Annotated in this window: 14 protein-coding genes; 2 read left to right on the top strand and 12 right to left on the bottom strand. The window is 64.6% G+C overall.

What is annotated here, in order from left to right:
* Positions 1–37: 37 nt before the first annotated feature.
* The 5 genes from Q8O96_RS18635 to Q8O96_RS18615 all read right to left on the bottom strand — a co-directional run bounded on the left by Q8O96_RS18635 (position 38) and on the right by Q8O96_RS18615 (position 3064).
* On the bottom strand, positions 38–319 hold the full coding sequence (locus tag Q8O96_RS18635) for a type II toxin-antitoxin system RelE/ParE family toxin (protein ID WP_102862559.1): 282 nt from the start codon (positions 317–319) through the stop codon (positions 38–40).
* The gene (locus tag Q8O96_RS18630) at positions 309–554 is read right to left on the bottom strand and encodes a type II toxin-antitoxin system Phd/YefM family antitoxin (RefSeq protein WP_060841856.1); all 246 of its coding nucleotides are present in this window, start codon (positions 552–554) and stop codon (positions 309–311) included. Before Q8O96_RS18630 ends, Q8O96_RS18635 begins: the two co-directional genes overlap by 11 nt.
* Before the next feature lie 64 nt (positions 555–618).
* Positions 619–864: a DUF2789 domain-containing protein gene (locus Q8O96_RS18625; RefSeq protein WP_102862558.1), complete on the bottom strand. Its 246-nt coding sequence runs from the start codon at positions 862–864 to the stop codon at positions 619–621.
* Between the two features lie 14 nt (positions 865–878).
* On the bottom strand, positions 879–1340 hold the full coding sequence (locus Q8O96_RS18620) for an aminoacyl-tRNA deacylase (protein ID WP_102862557.1): 462 nt from the start codon (positions 1338–1340) through the stop codon (positions 879–881).
* A gap of 116 nt (positions 1341–1456) precedes the next feature.
* Positions 1457–3064 carry a glycosyltransferase family 39 protein gene (locus Q8O96_RS18615; RefSeq protein WP_207166856.1) on the bottom strand — a complete coding sequence of 536 codons (1608 nt, stop codon included), beginning with the start codon at positions 3062–3064 and terminating at the stop codon, positions 1457–1459.
* Positions 3065–3272: 208 nt separating this feature from the next.
* Here Q8O96_RS18615 and Q8O96_RS18610 point away from each other — a divergent pair, with 208 nt between their 5' ends.
* Positions 3273–5471 carry an outer membrane assembly lipoprotein YfiO gene (locus tag Q8O96_RS18610; RefSeq protein ID WP_305949205.1) on the top strand — a complete coding sequence of 733 codons (2199 nt, stop codon included), beginning with the start codon at positions 3273–3275 and terminating at the stop codon, positions 5469–5471.
* Positions 5441–6190 carry a DUF3142 domain-containing protein gene (locus tag Q8O96_RS18605; RefSeq protein WP_115581329.1) on the top strand — a complete coding sequence of 250 codons (750 nt, stop codon included), beginning with the start codon at positions 5441–5443 and terminating at the stop codon, positions 6188–6190. The genes Q8O96_RS18610 and Q8O96_RS18605 overlap by 31 nt, the downstream gene beginning before the upstream one ends.
* Before the next feature lie 94 nt (positions 6191–6284).
* Here the strand turns inward: Q8O96_RS18605 and Q8O96_RS18600 are convergent, their stop codons facing one another.
* The 7 genes from Q8O96_RS18600 to Q8O96_RS18570 form a co-directional block, all read right to left on the bottom strand.
* Positions 6285–8750: a TonB-dependent siderophore receptor gene (locus Q8O96_RS18600; RefSeq protein ID WP_305949204.1), complete on the bottom strand. Its 2466-nt coding sequence runs from the start codon at positions 8748–8750 to the stop codon at positions 6285–6287.
* Positions 8751–8847: 97 nt separating this feature from the next.
* A complete protein-coding gene (locus Q8O96_RS18595; protein ID WP_250329832.1) occupies positions 8848–9801 on the bottom strand; it encodes a FecR domain-containing protein in 954 nt (317 codons plus the stop codon).
* Positions 9798–10307: a sigma-70 family RNA polymerase sigma factor gene (locus Q8O96_RS18590; protein ID WP_305949203.1), complete on the bottom strand. Its 510-nt coding sequence runs from the start codon at positions 10305–10307 to the stop codon at positions 9798–9800. The genes Q8O96_RS18595 and Q8O96_RS18590 overlap by 4 nt, the downstream gene beginning before the upstream one ends.
* 70 nt (positions 10308–10377) lie before the next feature.
* Entirely contained in the window at positions 10378–11874 is a 1497-nt protein-coding gene (locus Q8O96_RS18585; protein WP_305949202.1) for an efflux transporter outer membrane subunit, read from the bottom strand.
* Entirely contained in the window at positions 11871–12941 is a 1071-nt protein-coding gene (locus Q8O96_RS18580; RefSeq protein ID WP_305949201.1) for an HlyD family secretion protein, read from the bottom strand. The genes Q8O96_RS18585 and Q8O96_RS18580 overlap by 4 nt, the downstream gene beginning before the upstream one ends.
* A 14-nt stretch (positions 12942–12955) precedes the next feature.
* Complete coding sequence (locus Q8O96_RS18575; RefSeq protein ID WP_115581327.1) at positions 12956–14500, bottom strand: MFS transporter; 1545 nt, start codon at positions 14498–14500, stop codon at positions 12956–12958.
* 176 nt (positions 14501–14676) lie between these two features.
* Complete coding sequence (locus Q8O96_RS18570) at positions 14677–15603, bottom strand: LysR family transcriptional regulator (RefSeq protein WP_305949200.1); 927 nt, start codon at positions 15601–15603, stop codon at positions 14677–14679.
* Between the last annotated feature and the right edge of the window lie 166 nt (positions 15604–15769).

The raw sequence follows: 15769 nt of genomic DNA, 5'->3' as shown, positions 1-15769 counted from the left end.
TACCTGATGATGGAGAAACACCGCTTGCCAGCAAACCTCAGCGTTTCCTGGCCTGCTCGTACACAGCGCCACGCTCGCGCTTGCCTACCGCAACCACGCAAACCACGACGCGTTCTTCGATCACTTGATATACCAACCGGTAGCCCGAAGCCTTGAGTTTGATTTTGTAGCAATCGGCAAGCCCGTGCAGGGCATCAGCGGGGATTCGCGGCACCTCAAGCCGTTCGGCGAGCTTTTTCTTGAATTGCTCTCGAAGCGTATGCCCCAACTTGCTCCATTCCTTGTGTGCCGAAGGCAGAAACTCAAGCCTATAAGTCATCCAGACTGACCGGAACGGGCGTCTCATGGCTGCGCGCGCGAACGATTTCGGCCAACTCCAGATCATCCAGGCGTTCCATCAACGCTTCGAAAACCTCGGCCGGAACCATGTAGCCCATGACACGGTTGTGATTCAACACCGCCACTGGCCCGCCCTGGGCACCACTCAAGACGGCAGAAGGGTTTTTCTTCAACTCAGATACGCTGACGGCTTTGTCAGCCAGAATACTTTGCATAATCATGACCTCAATTCAGGTCGTGATTCTGGTCTAAATAGTCCACATCAACAACTGCAGCTCATCAGCCCCCTCGCCCCTTCCTCAACAACACATCCAACTGATCCACCACCTCGGCCCAGTCCGCGTCGTCGAGCAGTTCCGTGCGCAGGAAATCCGCCTGGCTCTTGCTCCAGAAGAACGCGTCCGCCAGGTGCAACTCCGGTTTCAGCGGGGAATGGGTAGCGATGAATCGATCAATGCTCACCGGGTCATCGGCCAGCCCCAGTTGCTTGAACAGCGCCGGCAGATTGTGGGTCGGTGATTCCATGGTCTGACTCCTGATCAGTGAGACACTTCGCAAACCTGGGCGTGGGGCACCATTTTCAGGTACTGGGCCATGCTCATGTGCACCAGGTTGTGGTGATTGCCGGCCTCCAGATAGATGTCTTTCTGCCGGGTCAGGCAGGGGTCGATGACGACATCCAGGCCGTAGGATTCGCCAAGAGCCGGTACCGCGCCGCGCTCGCAGTCGTTGAACAGATGGGCCAGGGTGCTTTCCCGGGTGATCTGCCATTCACCGCTGCCGCGGACCTTGCTCAAATCCAGATGCCGGCTGGCGGGCAATACCGCCATCAGGTAGTGACCGTGGTGATCGTCGAGAATCACCGACTTGGCCAGCCGCTGCGCGGGAACCCCCGCCACGCGTGCGGTCTCCAGGCTGCTGGCCGAGTGAGGGTGAGTTATCAGGTCAAATTCGCAATGCGCCAGCTCCAGGCTGCGTTGCACGGTTCTTGCCATACGCATGATGCACCTCGGTGCCCCGAAACCGGTTCGAGGCGGCAGGTTGACGTTCCCTCAAATGAGTCTAGGTCGGGCCAGGGTTGCCGCACCGCGCAACTTCCGAACGGCATTCAACGCACTCAGCGCGAGCTGCAACGCGCTGCCACAGAGGCGCACATGACAAACAGTCGGGCCCGGGTGCTGCCTGCAGCGAACTCGCTGACTGTGTGCCAGCCGGCCGGCAAGGGCGTGAACTCCTCGGACGGATCGTCGGTACCCACCAGCCAGACCCGGCCGCTGCCCACTGGCAACGAGCCCAGTTGATCCAGGTAGACCTCATCCGGCTGGTCGATCAGGGTGCCGAAACCATAGGCGTTCGGCCTGCCGGAGGCGCCCCCCGACAACGGTGGCGTATACAACAACGGCTGAGCATCGGTGCGGTTGTAGTAGACGTAGCTCAAGTACCAGAGCATGTCGCTGATGACGATGCGGTCGCCCGGGGCGTAGTGGGTGTTGACGTAATCCACCATCACGCTGATCTGGTCGTTGACGTCGACATCGGTGTTGTTTCGCAGCCCCTGGGCTTCGATCCCCACGAAGACCAGCAACAGGGCCAGGGCCAGCAGTCGCGCGGTGCGCAGCCAGCGGTCGATGACCATTGCCACGATCAACGGCAGGCCCAGGGCATAGGCCGTCAGGTAGCGTTCGATGAACACCGGGGAAATGAACGACACCGCAAACACCAGCAACAGCGGCACCAGGGTAAAACTCGTCAGCAGCCCGCCCAGCCGGGTCCGCGAGTCGTCACGCCACACGGGCACCAGACAGACCAGCAACACCAGTAGCGGCAACCCCACGAACAGCGGCCAGGGCAGGCTATCGCCTTCGTCCTGGAGCAACAGCTGCCAGACCATGGCCGGCAGGGACGACCAGGTCACCGCAGGTTCCCAGCCCACATCGCCGCCGGCCTTCAACTCGTCCAGGTGCCGCAGCAGCTCCAGCAGCTCGGGAACCCAGGGCAGGTACAACAGCACCACCAGGGTATTGGCCAGCCACCAGACCGGCCGCCCAAGCAACCGCCGACCGTCCTCGCCCCGGGCGCCCGATAGCCCCAGGTACAGCCAATGGGCCAGAACACAGAGCACCGTGAAGTAATGGGTGTAGAACGCCAGCGCCAACAACAGGCTGTAGACCAGCAGGTAGCGCCGGCGCCGAGGCTGGCGTACCCAGTACGCCAGGGCCAGGGTCGCCCCCAGCAGCAACATGCCCAGCAGGGCATACATGCGCACTTCCTGGCTGTAGCGCACGGCGGTGGGCAGCAACGCCAGGAGCACCCCGGCGAGAATCGCCGCTCGTCGGCCTGCCAGCAGCGCCACCAGCCAGACACCCAACCCCACCGTGACAATCCCCGGCACGGCGCTGAACATTCGCACCGACAAAATGCCGTCGCCAAACAGTGCGATCCAGCCATGCAGCAGCATGAAATACAGCGGCGGGTGGACATCGCGAGCGGCATGCCGCCAGATCTCCATCAGGGAATACTGGCTGAGCAACAGACTGGAACCCTCGTCGCCCCAGATGGCGGCCGCCGTCAGGTCATAGAAGCGGATGCCGGCGGCCAGCAGAAAGATCGGCAGCAACCCGTATTCCAGCACCCGCCGGGCCAGCCGCTGCAGCCCAGCGCCCTGCTGCATCATCGCCTGCGGCGACAAACGCCCGACCAGATCCGGCGCTTTGCGAAATTCCATTCCCAGCTCCCCTCACCCGCATGACGTGGCTGCAATGACCGGCACAGCATCTTCTTTTGCCTGGAAAACCGCAAAGCCCAGACAGGCCCGACAGCCGTTGCAAAACATCGGAATCTTCGCTGGCTGCATAGGTGTGCCTCCAGGCCTTCTGTATGATTCGCCCATCTTCAAGGTGCTCCCTCGCGGCTTTGCGAATTAAGGACAATTCATGCGTATCGGTCTTCTTCCATCATTGACCCTGGCCCTGGGCACCTTGTTTGCCGCCCTGGCCCAGGCCAGCTCGGACGACATCTGCTCACCGAGCTGGAAGCTCTACTCCAACCAGCTGGACGCCTGCAGCAACCTGCCCTTTCTCAGCCCGGGCAACGACAGCCGGGTCAACCTGCGGCTGCTGCTGGCCGACCAGGGCAGTCTGCCTCTGACTCCCAGGGCCTTGACCCAGGATGACCTGGGCATGGGCTACGGTCCCGTGCCCTTCATGCACTATCGCCTGCACCCGGCGCAGCCCGAACTCGACCCTGACACGGGCAACCCACCCAAGCCCGGCCCCTCGCCCGCCACCGAGCAGCTCGACAGCCTGCTGGAGGCCGTGGGCCTGCGTCGCGACAGCAAGGAAACCGCCGGGGACAGCTTTCTCTCCGGAGAAGGCAGCCGCTGCCGCAGCAACTCGGACGCCAGCGCCCTGGCCTTTGTCGAGCAGCTCAACCAGGCGCCACTGAGCCCGGAAGAACGCCAGGCCCTGGCCGAAGCCCGGGTGCAACTGCTGGCCAGCTGCAGCTGGAACGCCAGCGAAATGAGCAAGCTGCTGCCAGGCAACCTGAACTCGACAACGGCCAAGGCGTTCGCCAGCTACCTGCAGGCCGCCGCCGACTTCTACAGCGGCCGCTTCAGCGAAGCCGGCAACGGTTTTGCCGCGCTCAAGGACAATCCCCAGCCCTGGCTGGCCGAAACCGCGGCCTACATGAGCCCGCGCACCACCCTCAACCTGGCCCAGCAGAACGCCTTCGATGAATGGAGCATGGTCAATCTGGAGCATGTGGACAAAGCCGTCCTGCAACAGGCCGGCGCCGGTTTCGAGGCCTACCTGAAGGCTTATCCACAGGGCCGTTACGCCGTGTCCGCCAAAGGCCTGATCCGGCGTGTGCACTGGCTGACGGGCGACACCCCGGCCCTGGCCGACGACTACGCCCGGCAACTGACCCAGGCGCCGGGCACCCCGCGCAACATGCGTCTGGACGACCTGGTGGAAGAAGTCGACTACAAACTGCTGAGCCTGCCCGAAGACAACTTCAAGGCCCCGCTGCTGCTGGCGGTCAAGGACCTGATGCACATGCGCGGCGCCACGCCGGCGGCATTGACCCGCGACACCCTGCAACAGCAAAAAGCCCTGTTCGAAGGGCAACCGGCACTGTTCGATTATCTGCAGGCCGCCTTCAGCCTGTATGTCGAGCAGCAACCGGCCACGGCGCTCAAGCAACTGCCCAGCCAGTTGCCAGCGCACCTGGACTACCTGAGCTTCAGCCAGCAGACCCTGCGTGGCCTGGCAATGCAGGCCCAACAGGACTGGAAAGGCGCCGAGGCGCTGTGGCTGCAATTGCTGCCCCTGGCCCAGCAACCGCTGCAACGCGAACAGCTGGAACTGGCCCTGGCCTACACCTACGAGCGCAGCGGCCAACTGGACAAGGTGTTCGCCGCCGACTCGCCGATCAAGACCGCCCAGGTGCGCGCCATTCTCCTGCGCCAGGTGGCCTCGCCCAAACTGCTGCGCCAACAGGCGCAGAAGGCCGACTCGGCAGAAGAGCGCAACGCCGCGCGCTTTATCCTGCTGTACAAGGACCTGACCCGCGGCCAGTACGCGGCCTTCGGCCAGGACTACGAGCAACTGCCGCCCACCCTGCCCGACGCCAGTCTTCCCGCCAGCCTGGGCTACATCTACCTCAGTACCACGCCATTGCAGGATTTCCACTGGAATGGCGCACAGCCCGAAGCGCAAACCCCCGACTACCGGTGCCCGAGCCTGGTGGAGACTGCCGCGCTCCTTGAGCGTGACCCGAAAGCGCCGGCCGGGCTGCTCTGCCTCGGGGAGTTCATGCGCCTGAACAACTTCGACCAGATGCCCCTGGACACGCCACCCAACGCCCAGTCCCTGGGCGGCACCCAGGACACCTTCCCCGGCAAGCCGTTCTCGCGACTCGACGGCTATCAAGTGGTGATCAACAACCCCAAGGCCAGCCGTGACGAACGCGCCTACGCCCTGTACCGGGCCATCTACTGCTACGCCTCCTCCGGCAACAACCGTTGTGGCGGCGCCGGCGTCGAGCCGGCCGTGCGCAAGGCCTGGTTCCGCCAGCTCAAGGGCAAGTTGGGGGACACCCAATGGGGCCAGTCGCTGCGTTACTACTGGTGAATCCAAAACGCCTGGCCGGCTGCCTGCTGTCACTGTGCCTGTACTGGGCAGCACCGGCAGGCGCCACCGTAGACGCGGCGCAATACGACGCCTTCTGGCTGTGGAGTGGAGTCAAGACCCAGCCCGTGCTGGCCCAGGCCAAGAGCCTATACATCCTCCAGGGGCAGATCAGTCGCTCGCGGCGCCATCCCGGACGCGGTGTCGAGCTCATCGCCCAGGGCCTGCCGGTGTCGCAGTTGCCCCAGGAACAGGTCTGGGTGGTCTATCGCGCCCATACCCTGGCCTGGCCGGAGTCGCTGTATCGCCAGTTGCTTGGCCAGGTGCAGCGCTGGCAAGCCACGGGCACGCCGGTGATGGGCATCCAGATCGATTTCGACAGCAGCACCCGCGACCTCGAAGGCTACGCGAGTTTCCTGCGCGACCTGCGCCAGCGCCTGCCGGCGCACTACCGCCTGAGCATCACCGGCCTGATGGACTGGGGCAGCAACGCCGATCCGCAAGCCATCGGCCAGCTCAAGGGCGTCGTGGATGAAGTGGTGGTGCAGACCTACCAGGGCCGCCGCAGCATCCCCAACTACGCCAGCTACCTGCCGCGCCTGGACCGCATGGGCCTGCCCTACAAGGTCGGCCTGATCCAGGGCGGTGACTGGCAGGAGCCCCAGGCGCTGCGCGATAGCCCCTGGTTCAGGGGCTATGTGGTGTTTTTGCAGAATCCTTGAGAGCAAGGCGGTCTGGCGGACACCTTTGCTGGCAAGCCTGCGCCGGCAAAAACCAAAAGCGCACAACGCTCCAGCGCATCAGCCTGATGGACCCTTACCAGTCATAGGTCAAACTCGAGACCATGGTCCGCCCCTCACCGTAGTAGCAGTCCCAGATGCTGGTGCAGTTGGCGACGTAGGTCTTGTCGGTGAGGTTCTTCACGTTCAGCGCCAGCTTCACGCCCTTCCATTGCAGCGGTGATTTTTCCAGGTCGTAGCTCAGGCGGGCGTCGTACACGGTGTAGGACGGGATCTGGAAGGCGCCGTCGTAATCGGTGCCATAGCTGCCCTTGACGTAGCGGGTGCCGACGCCTGCGCCCAGGCCCGCCAGCGGCGTGTCGCCAAGGATCGTGTAGTTGAGCCACAGCGAGGCGGTCAGCGGCGGCATGCCGGCCGGGTGACGCCCTTCGCGCCCGTCGTTGTCCTTGGTGTACTTGATGTCGTTGCGTGACGCCGAGGCAATCACGTCCAGCGATTCGCTGAGGCTGGCCTTGGCTTCCAGCTCGATGCCACGGGAACGCACCGCGCCACTCTGGATGCTGAACCCGGGGTTGGCCAGGTCGGAGGTCAGGATGTTCTCCTGATCCAGCTGGTAGGCCGACACCTGGACGAAACTCTCCTGGCCCGGCGGCTGGTATTTCATCCCCACTTCGTACTGCTTGCCGCTGGACGGCTCGAAAGCGCTGCCCCCGACGCTGGTGCCACTCAAGGGCAGGAAGGATTCCGAATAGCTGACAAAGGGCGCCAGGCCATTGTCGAACAGGTACACCAGCCCGCCGCGACCGGTGAAGGACTGGCTCTTGGCGTTGGTATGACCACCGTTGAGCGGCGTCTTGTTATCGGTTTCCGCCCAGTCGTTGCGACCGCCCAGCACCAGCACCCACTGCTCGTACTTGATCTGGTCCTGCACATACAGGCCGGTCTGGATGATGGTGTTGTCCCACTGGTAAGGATTGCCGAAATTCAGCGACTGGCCGTAAGTGGGGGTGAACATGTCGAGGATCGGCGGGTTGAAGTCGTACTTGCCGTCGAATTTTGAATTGAAGTGGTAGTAGTCCAGCCCCACCAGCAGGGTATGGCTGAAGGGCCCGGTGTCGAACTCGGCCTGGGCGATGCTATCCACGCCATAGACCTTGTTGTGCTGCTTCCAGTCCACCCCGTAGCGGGTCATGTAGCGCTGGTCGTTGAGGCCGGTCTTGGGATTGCTGACGAACTTGTAGCCGTGCAGCGGCGCGCGGTAGCGGTCATCGACGTCGGCGTAGCGGGCGTTCTGCTTCAGCGTCCAGACATCGTTCAGGCGATGGGAGAACTCGTAGCCGAGGACGAACTGGTCGCGGTCGTAGGCATTGACCCCGGGCTCGCCGAGGAACAGGTCGCGGTCGATCTTGCCATTGGGGTTGGCGAACACCGTGCCCACGCTGGGCAGGCCCTGGGCCTCGGGTACGTCATTGTCTTTCTGATACTGGGCGAACAGCGTCAGCTGGGTGTCGTCATCGGGCCGCCAAGTCAGGCTCGGGGCGATGAACTGGCGCTGACGCTGGACGTAATCGACGGCGTCCTGGCTGTCGCTGGCCAGCCCGGTCAGGCGATAGAGGAACTGCCCCTGCTCATCCAGCGGGCCGCCCAGGTCCAGGGCGACGCTCTTGTGGTCATGGCTGCCGGCTTCCAGCACCAACTGATGCAAGGGGGTTTCGGTGGGCCGCTTGCTGACCATGTTGACGATGCCGCCCGGCTGGTTTTGCCCGTAGAGCACCGAAGCCGGGCCCTTGAGCACTTCGATGCGCTCCAGGGCATAGGGCTCGATCTGCAGGGCACCGCCGGTACTGCCGCCGCCGTAGGGCAAGTGCAGGCCATCGAGGTACATCGGCGTCGGGGAAAAACCGCGGGAGGTGGGTTCGTCGAAAATCTTCACCCGGTCGGAAAAACCACCGCCGGTCATGCCCGGGGTGTAGAGCAGCGCTTCGGTCACGCTTTGGGCGCCGCGGGCCTTGATTTCCTTGGCGCCGATCACGTTGATGGTCTGCGGAATCTCCACCAGCGCCGAGTCGGTCTTGCTCCCGGTGGCGCTGCGTTTGGCGACGATCCCCGGCACCGCGCCCCAGGCGTACTCGGTCATCTGCGTGGCGCCGATCCGAGTCGGCGCCAGTTGCAGCGCGCCGTTCTCGGCCAAAGGTTGCAGGCCCCAACTAGCCCCGGTCTGCACCGCCTGCAAACCACTGCCAGCGAGCAACGTCTGCAGGCCCTGTGCGACCTCGTAGCGCCCATGCAGGCCGGCACTGTGCTTGCCGGCCGTCATGCTCGCATCCACCGACAGGAGAATCCCCGCGGCACTGGCAAAACGATTCAGGACCTGATCGAGATTGCCGGCGGCAATCTGGTAGTCCCGCGCCTGGCTCTGGCTGCCGCTGTCGGCCTGGGCCAGGCCCGGCAACACCGGGGCCATGGCCAGCAGCGCGACAAAGGCGCGGCGGCGGGCAGCGGTGCCCAGGGTCAAAATGGATGCTGTGGTCTGGTAAGGCATTCCTGAACTCCCCATGAGAATGCGTCTTGATCGGCTTTCATGGGGTATCCCGGACAGCTCGGCAGAATCGACAATCGCGCAGAAGAATTATTTGCAATCAGTCCCGCGGCTTGAGGGTCACCCAGTAGCGGGTCACCGCGTGCGCCCGCACCGGCAGCGAACGTTCCAGGGCCGCGAGTACCGCATCGCTGTCCGCCAGGGGGAAGACCCCGGTGAGCAACAGGCCGGCCACCTGCTCGTCACAACGCAAAAGCCCCGGGCGATAACGCGCCAGCTCGGTGACGAACTGCCCCAGGGGCTGGCGTTCGGCAATCAGCCGGCCCTGGCTCCAGCTGCTGGCATTGACCTCGGCCACTTGCCGCGCCGAAACCCGCCCGGCGCTGAACCACAGGCGCTCGCCGGCATTGAGTTGCAGGGCCGGGGCATGCCGGGGACTGATCCGCAGCGCACCTTCGTAGAGATCGACCCGGGTGCCGCCCTCCAGCTCGCGCACGGCAAAGCGCGTGCCCAGGGCCTGGATGTCTCCGGCGGCGGTTTCAACGATCAGCGGCCGCGAAGCATCATGCCCGCTGGTGAGCAGGAGCTCGCCCTGGATCAGACGGATGCGCCGCTCACTGGCACTGAACAGCAGGTCGACGGCGCTGGCGCTGTTGAGGTCCAGGCGACTGCCGTCGCTCAGGGTCAGGTGGCGAATTTCTCCGGTGGCCGTACGCTGCCCGGCAAAGGCCGCCCGCCAAGGCTGACTGTCCTGGACCAGGTAACCGCTGCCCCCGGCCACCAACAGCAGGCCCAACAGTTTCAGCGCCGCACGTCGTTGCGGGTCCGGGGCCTGCGCCAGCAGCACATGGGCACTGTGCTCCGGCACCCCGCCCAGGGTTTGTTGCAGTTGCTGCAAGCGCTGCCAGGCCCGCTGGTGTTCGGAGTCAGCCTGTTGCCAGGCCACGAACGCCTCGCGTTGCTGCGCATCGAGCTCCCCGCCCCAATGCAGCATCAGCCATTCACTGGCCTGCTCGACGATGGCGGGAGCAATGGGTGCCTGATGCGCCTTCATTCTTCGTAAAGCATCTGATAGCAAGCCTGGATCGCACGGATCATGTACTTCTGCACCGAACTGACAGAAACCTCCAGGCGCTCGGCAATCTGGGCATAACCCAGCCCTTCGAACTGCGACATGACAAAGGCCTGGCGCACCTTGTCCGGCATGCGATCGAGCATGGCGTCGATCTGCATCAGGGTTTCGAGGATCAGTGCGCGGCTTTCCAGGGAGGGCGTCTGGGGTTCCGGCAGGTGGGCGATGCTTTCCAGGTAGGCGCGCTCGATGCGCAACCGGCGCCACTGGTCGATCACCAGATTGCGCGCGATCTGCGCCAGGTAACTGCGGCTTTCCTGCTGCCCGGGAAAGCGCCCCGACAGCAACAGGCGCAGGAAAGTGTCCTGCGCCACGTCCGCCGCATGCTCGCGATCGCCCAGGCGCTTGCGCAACCAGCTCTGCAGCCAACCGTGATGATCTCGATACAGACGATGGAGCTGGGCGTTACCGTCAGTGGTTGCTTCCATGAATGAAACTGCACACATGATTGAGAGCAATTATCATTACACTTTTTTCTCAATCCAGGCAAAAAGGCTTTCAGTGCCCCTGACTGGCGGCGTGCAGCGGATACACCGACTCCCAGCCTCCCCCCAGCGCCTTGTACAAACCGACCATGGACAGGGACACCCCCGCCGAGCTTTCCACCAGTTGCTCCTGGGTGGCCAGCAAGGCGCCCTGCACGGTCAGGACGTTGACGAAATCCACCACTCCTTCGACGTATTGCTGCTGCGCGGTACGCAAGGCGATCTGATTTTGCCGCACCGCTTCGGCCAGGCTGTCGCGGCGCAGTTGGCTGGCGTTGTAGCGGGTCAACTGGTCGTCGATTTCGTGCAAGGCCCGCAGCACGGTCTGCTGATAGGCCAGGGCCGCTTCCTGCTGCTGGGCCTCGCGCAACTGGAGCATGCCGCGCAAACGACCACCGTCGAACAGCGGCAGGCTGAATTGCGGGCCGATGCCGAACTGGCGGGAGCTCCAGGAACCAAAATCTGCCAATTGCAGGGCCTGGGAACCGAAGTTGCCGGACAAGGTAATGCGCGGATAGAAATCCCCCTTGGCCACGCCGATGCTGGCCGTCGCGGCATGCAGCCGTGCCTCGGCCTGGCGGATATCGGGGCGGCGTTCGGCCAGCTGCGACGGCAGGCCGATGGCCACTTGGCTCGGGGGTTGGGGCACCGGCGCGTCACTGGCCAACACCTGATGCAGGGCCTGGGGCCGCTCGCCCAGCAGCAGGCTCAGGGCGTTGATCAACTGTGCCTGACGCTGCTGCAACTCCGGCAGCCGGGCCTCGATGGTCGCGACCTGGGCCGCCGCTTCGGCCACATCCAGGTCAGTGGCCACGCCATCGGCCAGGCGCAGTTGCGAGAGTTTCAGACTGTGCCGGGCAACCTCGAGGTTCTGCTCGGTAACGGCTCGGGTGCTCTGCACGCCACGCAGTTGGATGTAGTCCTGAGCGACCTCCGCCAGCACCGACAGCAGCACCCCGCGCCGGTCGTTCTCCGCCACTTCCAGGGTCGCGTCGGCGGCCTCGGTCTCGCGCCGGACCCGGCCCCACAGATCCAGCTCCCAGGCGGCGGAAAAACCCGCTTCCCAGAGATTGAAGGCTGACTTGCCGTTGTTCCCCGAGGGGTCGCTCAAGCCTTCGCCAGTGTTGCGCTTGCGCCCGTAGCCGCCATTGGCCGCCGTGCTCGGATAGCGCTCGGCGGTGATCACCTGGCGCGCCGCCCGGCTCTGCTGCAAGCGACTGCTGGCCAGTTGCAGGTCGAGGTTGTCGCTCAGGGCGCGGCGACTCAGGGCCGACAGTTGTGGATCGTTGAACACCTCCCACCAGCGCTCCTGCATGGCACTGTCCACCGCCTGGCTGGTGGCAGCCTGTGCAGGGGCCGACCAGGCCTGGACCTGAGTCGCCTGGGGCCGCTGGAAATCCGCGCCGACGCTGCAGGCGCCCAGCGCCAGCAGGCTCAGCACCAGCAATGCAGGGCGCCACGAAAGGCGCCTTGGCAACGAACTCTCTTGGATCTGCCGCTCGATACTCATCGCTGGGTCACCTCGCGGGCACGGGTGGCGGAGCTGTGGGTGTCCACGCTGGCTTCCACCGACATGCCGACCCGCAGGCGCTCGGCCATGGGCTGGTTGGGGTCCAGGAGAATCTTCACCGGGATGCGCTGCACCACCTTGGTGAAGTTGCCGGTGGCGTTGTCCGGCTTGACTGCGGCGAAGGTCACGCCGGTGGCCGGGGCCAGACTCTCGACGCGGCCATGCAGGGTTTCGCCGCCCAGGCTGTCGACCCGGACTTCGACCGCCTGCCCGGCGTGCATCGCGGTGAGCTGGGTTTCCTGGAAGTTGGCCAGCACATAGGCTTGCTGCAAGGGCACCACGGCGAGGATCTTGCTGCCGGGAGTGACATAGGCGCCAACCCGTACCGCGCGCTCGCCGACCATGCCGTCAACCGGGGCGACGATGCGCGTGTAGGACAGCTCGTAGCTGGCCATTTCCAGGGCTGCCTGGGCCCGCTTCAGGCCGCCTTCGGCCGCATCACGCTGGGCAGTGAGGATCTCCACCTGCTTGCGCTCCGCCGCCAGGGCCGCAGTGGCCGTGGCCAGCCGGGCACTGGCCTGGTCGATGCGGGTCTTGGCCTGCTGGGCGTTCTGCACGGTGCCGGCGCCGACCCCTGCCAGGTGGTTGTAGCGATTGAGTTCGTGCTCGGCAAAGGCCATTTCGGCCCGGGCCGCTCCCAGGGCCGCCTGGGCCTGGGCAATCACCGAACCCTGCCGGTCCAGGGTGGCCCGGGCGTTCTGCAACTGGGCCTGGGCCACCAGGGTTTCGGCATCCGCCGCCTGGGCCGCGGCCCGCAGGTCACGGTCATCGATCAGCGCCAGCAGTTGACCGGCCTTGACCTGCTGGTTGTCCTCCACCAGCACTTCCTTGATGAACCCGGCCACCCGCGGCGCCACCAGGGTGTAGTCGGCGGCGATGAAGGCGTCGTTGGTGCTCTGCTCGCTGGAGCGGCCGAACAGACCCGGCATCACCAGATAGGCCAGCACGCCAATGGCCGCTACCGTCGCCACGGCGACGGCGATTTTGTCTTTGCTCTGGATCGTCATAAAAACCTTCTCGTTCAAGTGGGCGCCCGCGGTGGATAGATCCGCGTCGGCAGCCAGAAAATCAGCAGGATCAGCGCAGCGGCCACCCCTGCCATGCAGAAATACAGATCGGCGGAAGTCAGCACCACGGCTTGCTGGTGCAGGCGCTGAGCCAGCCCGGGCACCCGGTCGTCCACCAGGGGCGAATTGCCCAGGCTGTCCACCAGCATCGTCGAGTGGAAATGCAAACGGTGGGTGGTGAGCACATCCAGCACCCCGGTGGCGATCACCGCCGCCAGGCCTTTCACGGTGTTGAACCAGGCCGAAGCAAAGGGCCCCTCCACCGGCGTGATGCTGCCGGTGGACAGCATCAGCAACGGCAGCACCGCCATCGGCTGGCCGAAGACCTGCAGCAATTGCAGCCCATAGAAATCGTCACGAATCCAGGCCGAGGTCAGGTGCGTGCCCCCCAGGCAAGACAGCACCAGCATGCCCAGACCGATCCCCAGCACCCAGCGGCAGTCGACCCAGCGCAGGTTGCACAGGGCCGCCACCAGGGGCAGGGCCAGCAGTTGCGGCAAGGCCATCACCAGCATCACCGGCGCGGTCTGCAACGGTCGATAGCCCTGGACCTGAGCCAGGTAGGCCGACGGGATGATGATCACTGCGGTCAATACCACCAGCACCCCGGCCAGAGTCAGCAGGGCGAAGGACAGGTTGCGGATGCCGAGCATCTGCAGCTTGAAGAAGGGAATCGGCTGCGACCATTCGTTGATCATGAACAGCACCAGCAACACCAGCCCGCCGACCAGCAGCACACTGATCAGCGGCGACTCGAACCAGTCCAGGCGATTGCCCTGAAGAATGCCGATCACCAGCATGCAGATCGCCGGGAAGCCCAACAGCAGCCCACGCCAGTTGAACTGCTTGCAACGCTCCAGACGCAACGGGTCCTGAGGCAGGCCGTAAGCCACCGCCGCCATGGCCAGCAGACAGGGCGCCACCACCTGCCAGAAGGCCCAGCGCCAGCCCACGTACTCGGTCCACAGTGCCGCCAGGGGCGTGCCCAGGCTCGGGCCGAAGGTGGCAGTCAGGGCATAGCCGGCCAAGCCGTAGAGCTTGACGTTGGCCGGCAGGAAGCGCAGGGCCACGGTCATCAGCATCGGCGGCAGCGCGCCCCCGGCCAGGCCTTGCAGAGTGCGCAGCAGCAACAGGCTCTGGTAGTTGGGGGCGAAGGGGCACAGCACCGCCAGCAGGGTGAACAGCGCAATGGCGCAGAGGGTGAAACGCCGCAGGGAAAAGGTCACCGAGCACCAGGGCGCGAAAGCCATGGCCGCCACCGAGGTGGCGGAGTAGCAAGCCACCAGCCAGGTGCCTTCGTCGAAGCCGATGAACAACGCGCCGCGGATATCCGCCAGGGCGATCTTGGTCACCATGTCGTTGAGACCGGAGACCAGCACCGCCAACAGCACACCCACCAGGCCGATGATGATTCGCGGTCCGAAGACCGGTGGGGCAATGGCTGCCGGCTTGCTGGCGGCTTCAACCGAAGCGGGCGCAGCGACAGCGAGAGAACTCATGGAAATACTGCTCCAGACAAGAAAACCAGAGCAGTTTATGAACAGCCAGCACTGACGAAAACTGACTTATTGACACTTTATAAGTGCACCAGACGCAACAATTAAACCTATTGACCGTAGGAGCTGGTTTGCCAGCGATGAGGCCATCAAGGCCGCTTCCGCCGGCAAGCCGGCGCCTACGAGGAGGTCGGCTGGGCTTCTTGCCAGGTGGCCTGGCAGGAGCTGCGCAGGGTTTCGCGGAACCATTTGTGCGCCGGGTCCTTGTCGTAGCGCGGGTGCCAGGCCTGGGTCAGGACCAGGGTCGGCAGGGAAATCGGCAGGACAAAGGAGCGCAGACGCAGGCCCAGGCGCGAGACGCTGAGCAATGTTTCCTGGGGCACCGGCAGGATCAGGTCCGAATCCGGCAGCATGAACATGGCGGCGTGAAAGCCCGGGGCAATCAGCGGCACTCGACGCTCCAGGCCCAGCTCCGCCAGCGCCGTATCGATCGGCCCACGGGCAATGCCTCGACGCGACATGCTGATATGGGGAAACGCGGCAAAACGCTCGGCGGTGATGTCTTCGTCCAACAATGGGTGGCCTTCACGCACCAGGCCGACAAAGGCCGTGGTGAACAGGTTCTGCACCTTCACTTCCGGGGTCAGGGGCCGGGTGTTGCTGATCCGCAGGTCGATCCGCCCCTCCCGCAGGGCCTCGTCATCGCCATCGCCTTCCGGCACGAAGCGCAGCTCGCACAAAGGCGCCTGACGCTCCAGGGTGTCGATGAGGCGACCGCCATAGACGCCGACGAAAAAGTCGTTGGCGCGCACATTGAAGCGCCGCCGCAACGACAACAGGTCGACCTGGTCCCCCGAGCGAAACAGCAGCGCCGCCTGCTCCACCAGATCACGCACCTGGCTGCGCAGCTCCAGGGCCTTGGGGGTGGGCACCAGGCCACGCCCGGCACGCACCAGCACCGGGTCGCCCAGGGCTTCGCGAATCCGCGTCAGGGTCCGGCTCATCGCCGCTGGGCTGAGGTTCATGCGTCGTGCGGCGCCGACTACGCTGCCCTCATCCAGCAGGGCATCGAGGGCGACCAGAAGGTTCATATCCGGGAGTTGCATACCGAGCACTCATGACTGATCAGGGATGATCCAGACGCAATGCTAGCAGGCTTGGCGCCGAGGAAAATGAGAGAGATCAGTCCTTACCCGTGAACCCACTACCCGCGTAGGAGCCGGCTTGCCGGCGAATGGGCCTTCAAAACCTTGCCTCGCCCTTGAGGACGCC

This window comes from Pseudomonas sp. LPH60 (assembly GCF_030718165.1).
In the GTDB taxonomy this organism is placed as follows: Bacteria; Pseudomonadota; Gammaproteobacteria; order Pseudomonadales; family Pseudomonadaceae; genus Aquipseudomonas; species Aquipseudomonas danubii.
Note: the sequence above shows the minus strand (reverse complement) of the source record. Positions and strands in the feature narration are given on the sequence as shown.

Coding starts and splice junctions, on each gene's coding strand:
- Q8O96_RS18635 (WP_102862559.1), bottom strand. CDS start 319: ATGACTTATAGGCTTGAGTTTCTGCCTTCGGCACACAAGGAATGGAGC.
- Q8O96_RS18630 (WP_060841856.1), bottom strand. CDS start 554: ATGCAAAGTATTCTGGCTGACAAAGCCGTCAGCGTATCTGAGTTGAAG.
- Q8O96_RS18625 (WP_102862558.1), bottom strand. CDS start 864: ATGGAATCACCGACCCACAATCTGCCGGCGCTGTTCAAGCAACTGGGG.
- Q8O96_RS18620 (WP_102862557.1), bottom strand. CDS start 1,340: ATGCGTATGGCAAGAACCGTGCAACGCAGCCTGGAGCTGGCGCATTGC.
- Q8O96_RS18615 (WP_207166856.1), bottom strand. CDS start 3,064: ATGGAATTTCGCAAAGCGCCGGATCTGGTCGGGCGTTTGTCGCCGCAG.
- Q8O96_RS18610 (WP_305949205.1), top strand. CDS start 3,273: ATGCGTATCGGTCTTCTTCCATCATTGACCCTGGCCCTGGGCACCTTG.
- Q8O96_RS18605 (WP_115581329.1), top strand. CDS start 5,441: ATGGGGCCAGTCGCTGCGTTACTACTGGTGAATCCAAAACGCCTGGCC.
- Q8O96_RS18600 (WP_305949204.1), bottom strand. CDS start 8,750: ATGCCTTACCAGACCACAGCATCCATTTTGACCCTGGGCACCGCTGCC.
- Q8O96_RS18595 (WP_250329832.1), bottom strand. CDS start 9,801: ATGAAGGCGCATCAGGCACCCATTGCTCCCGCCATCGTCGAGCAGGCC.
- Q8O96_RS18590 (WP_305949203.1), bottom strand. CDS start 10,307: ATGGAAGCAACCACTGACGGTAACGCCCAGCTCCATCGTCTGTATCGA.
- Q8O96_RS18585 (WP_305949202.1), bottom strand. CDS start 11,874: ATGAGTATCGAGCGGCAGATCCAAGAGAGTTCGTTGCCAAGGCGCCTT.
- Q8O96_RS18580 (WP_305949201.1), bottom strand. CDS start 12,941: ATGACGATCCAGAGCAAAGACAAAATCGCCGTCGCCGTGGCGACGGTA.
- Q8O96_RS18575 (WP_115581327.1), bottom strand. CDS start 14,500: ATGAGTTCTCTCGCTGTCGCTGCGCCCGCTTCGGTTGAAGCCGCCAGC.
- Q8O96_RS18570 (WP_305949200.1), bottom strand. CDS start 15,603: ATGCAACTCCCGGATATGAACCTTCTGGTCGCCCTCGATGCCCTGCTG.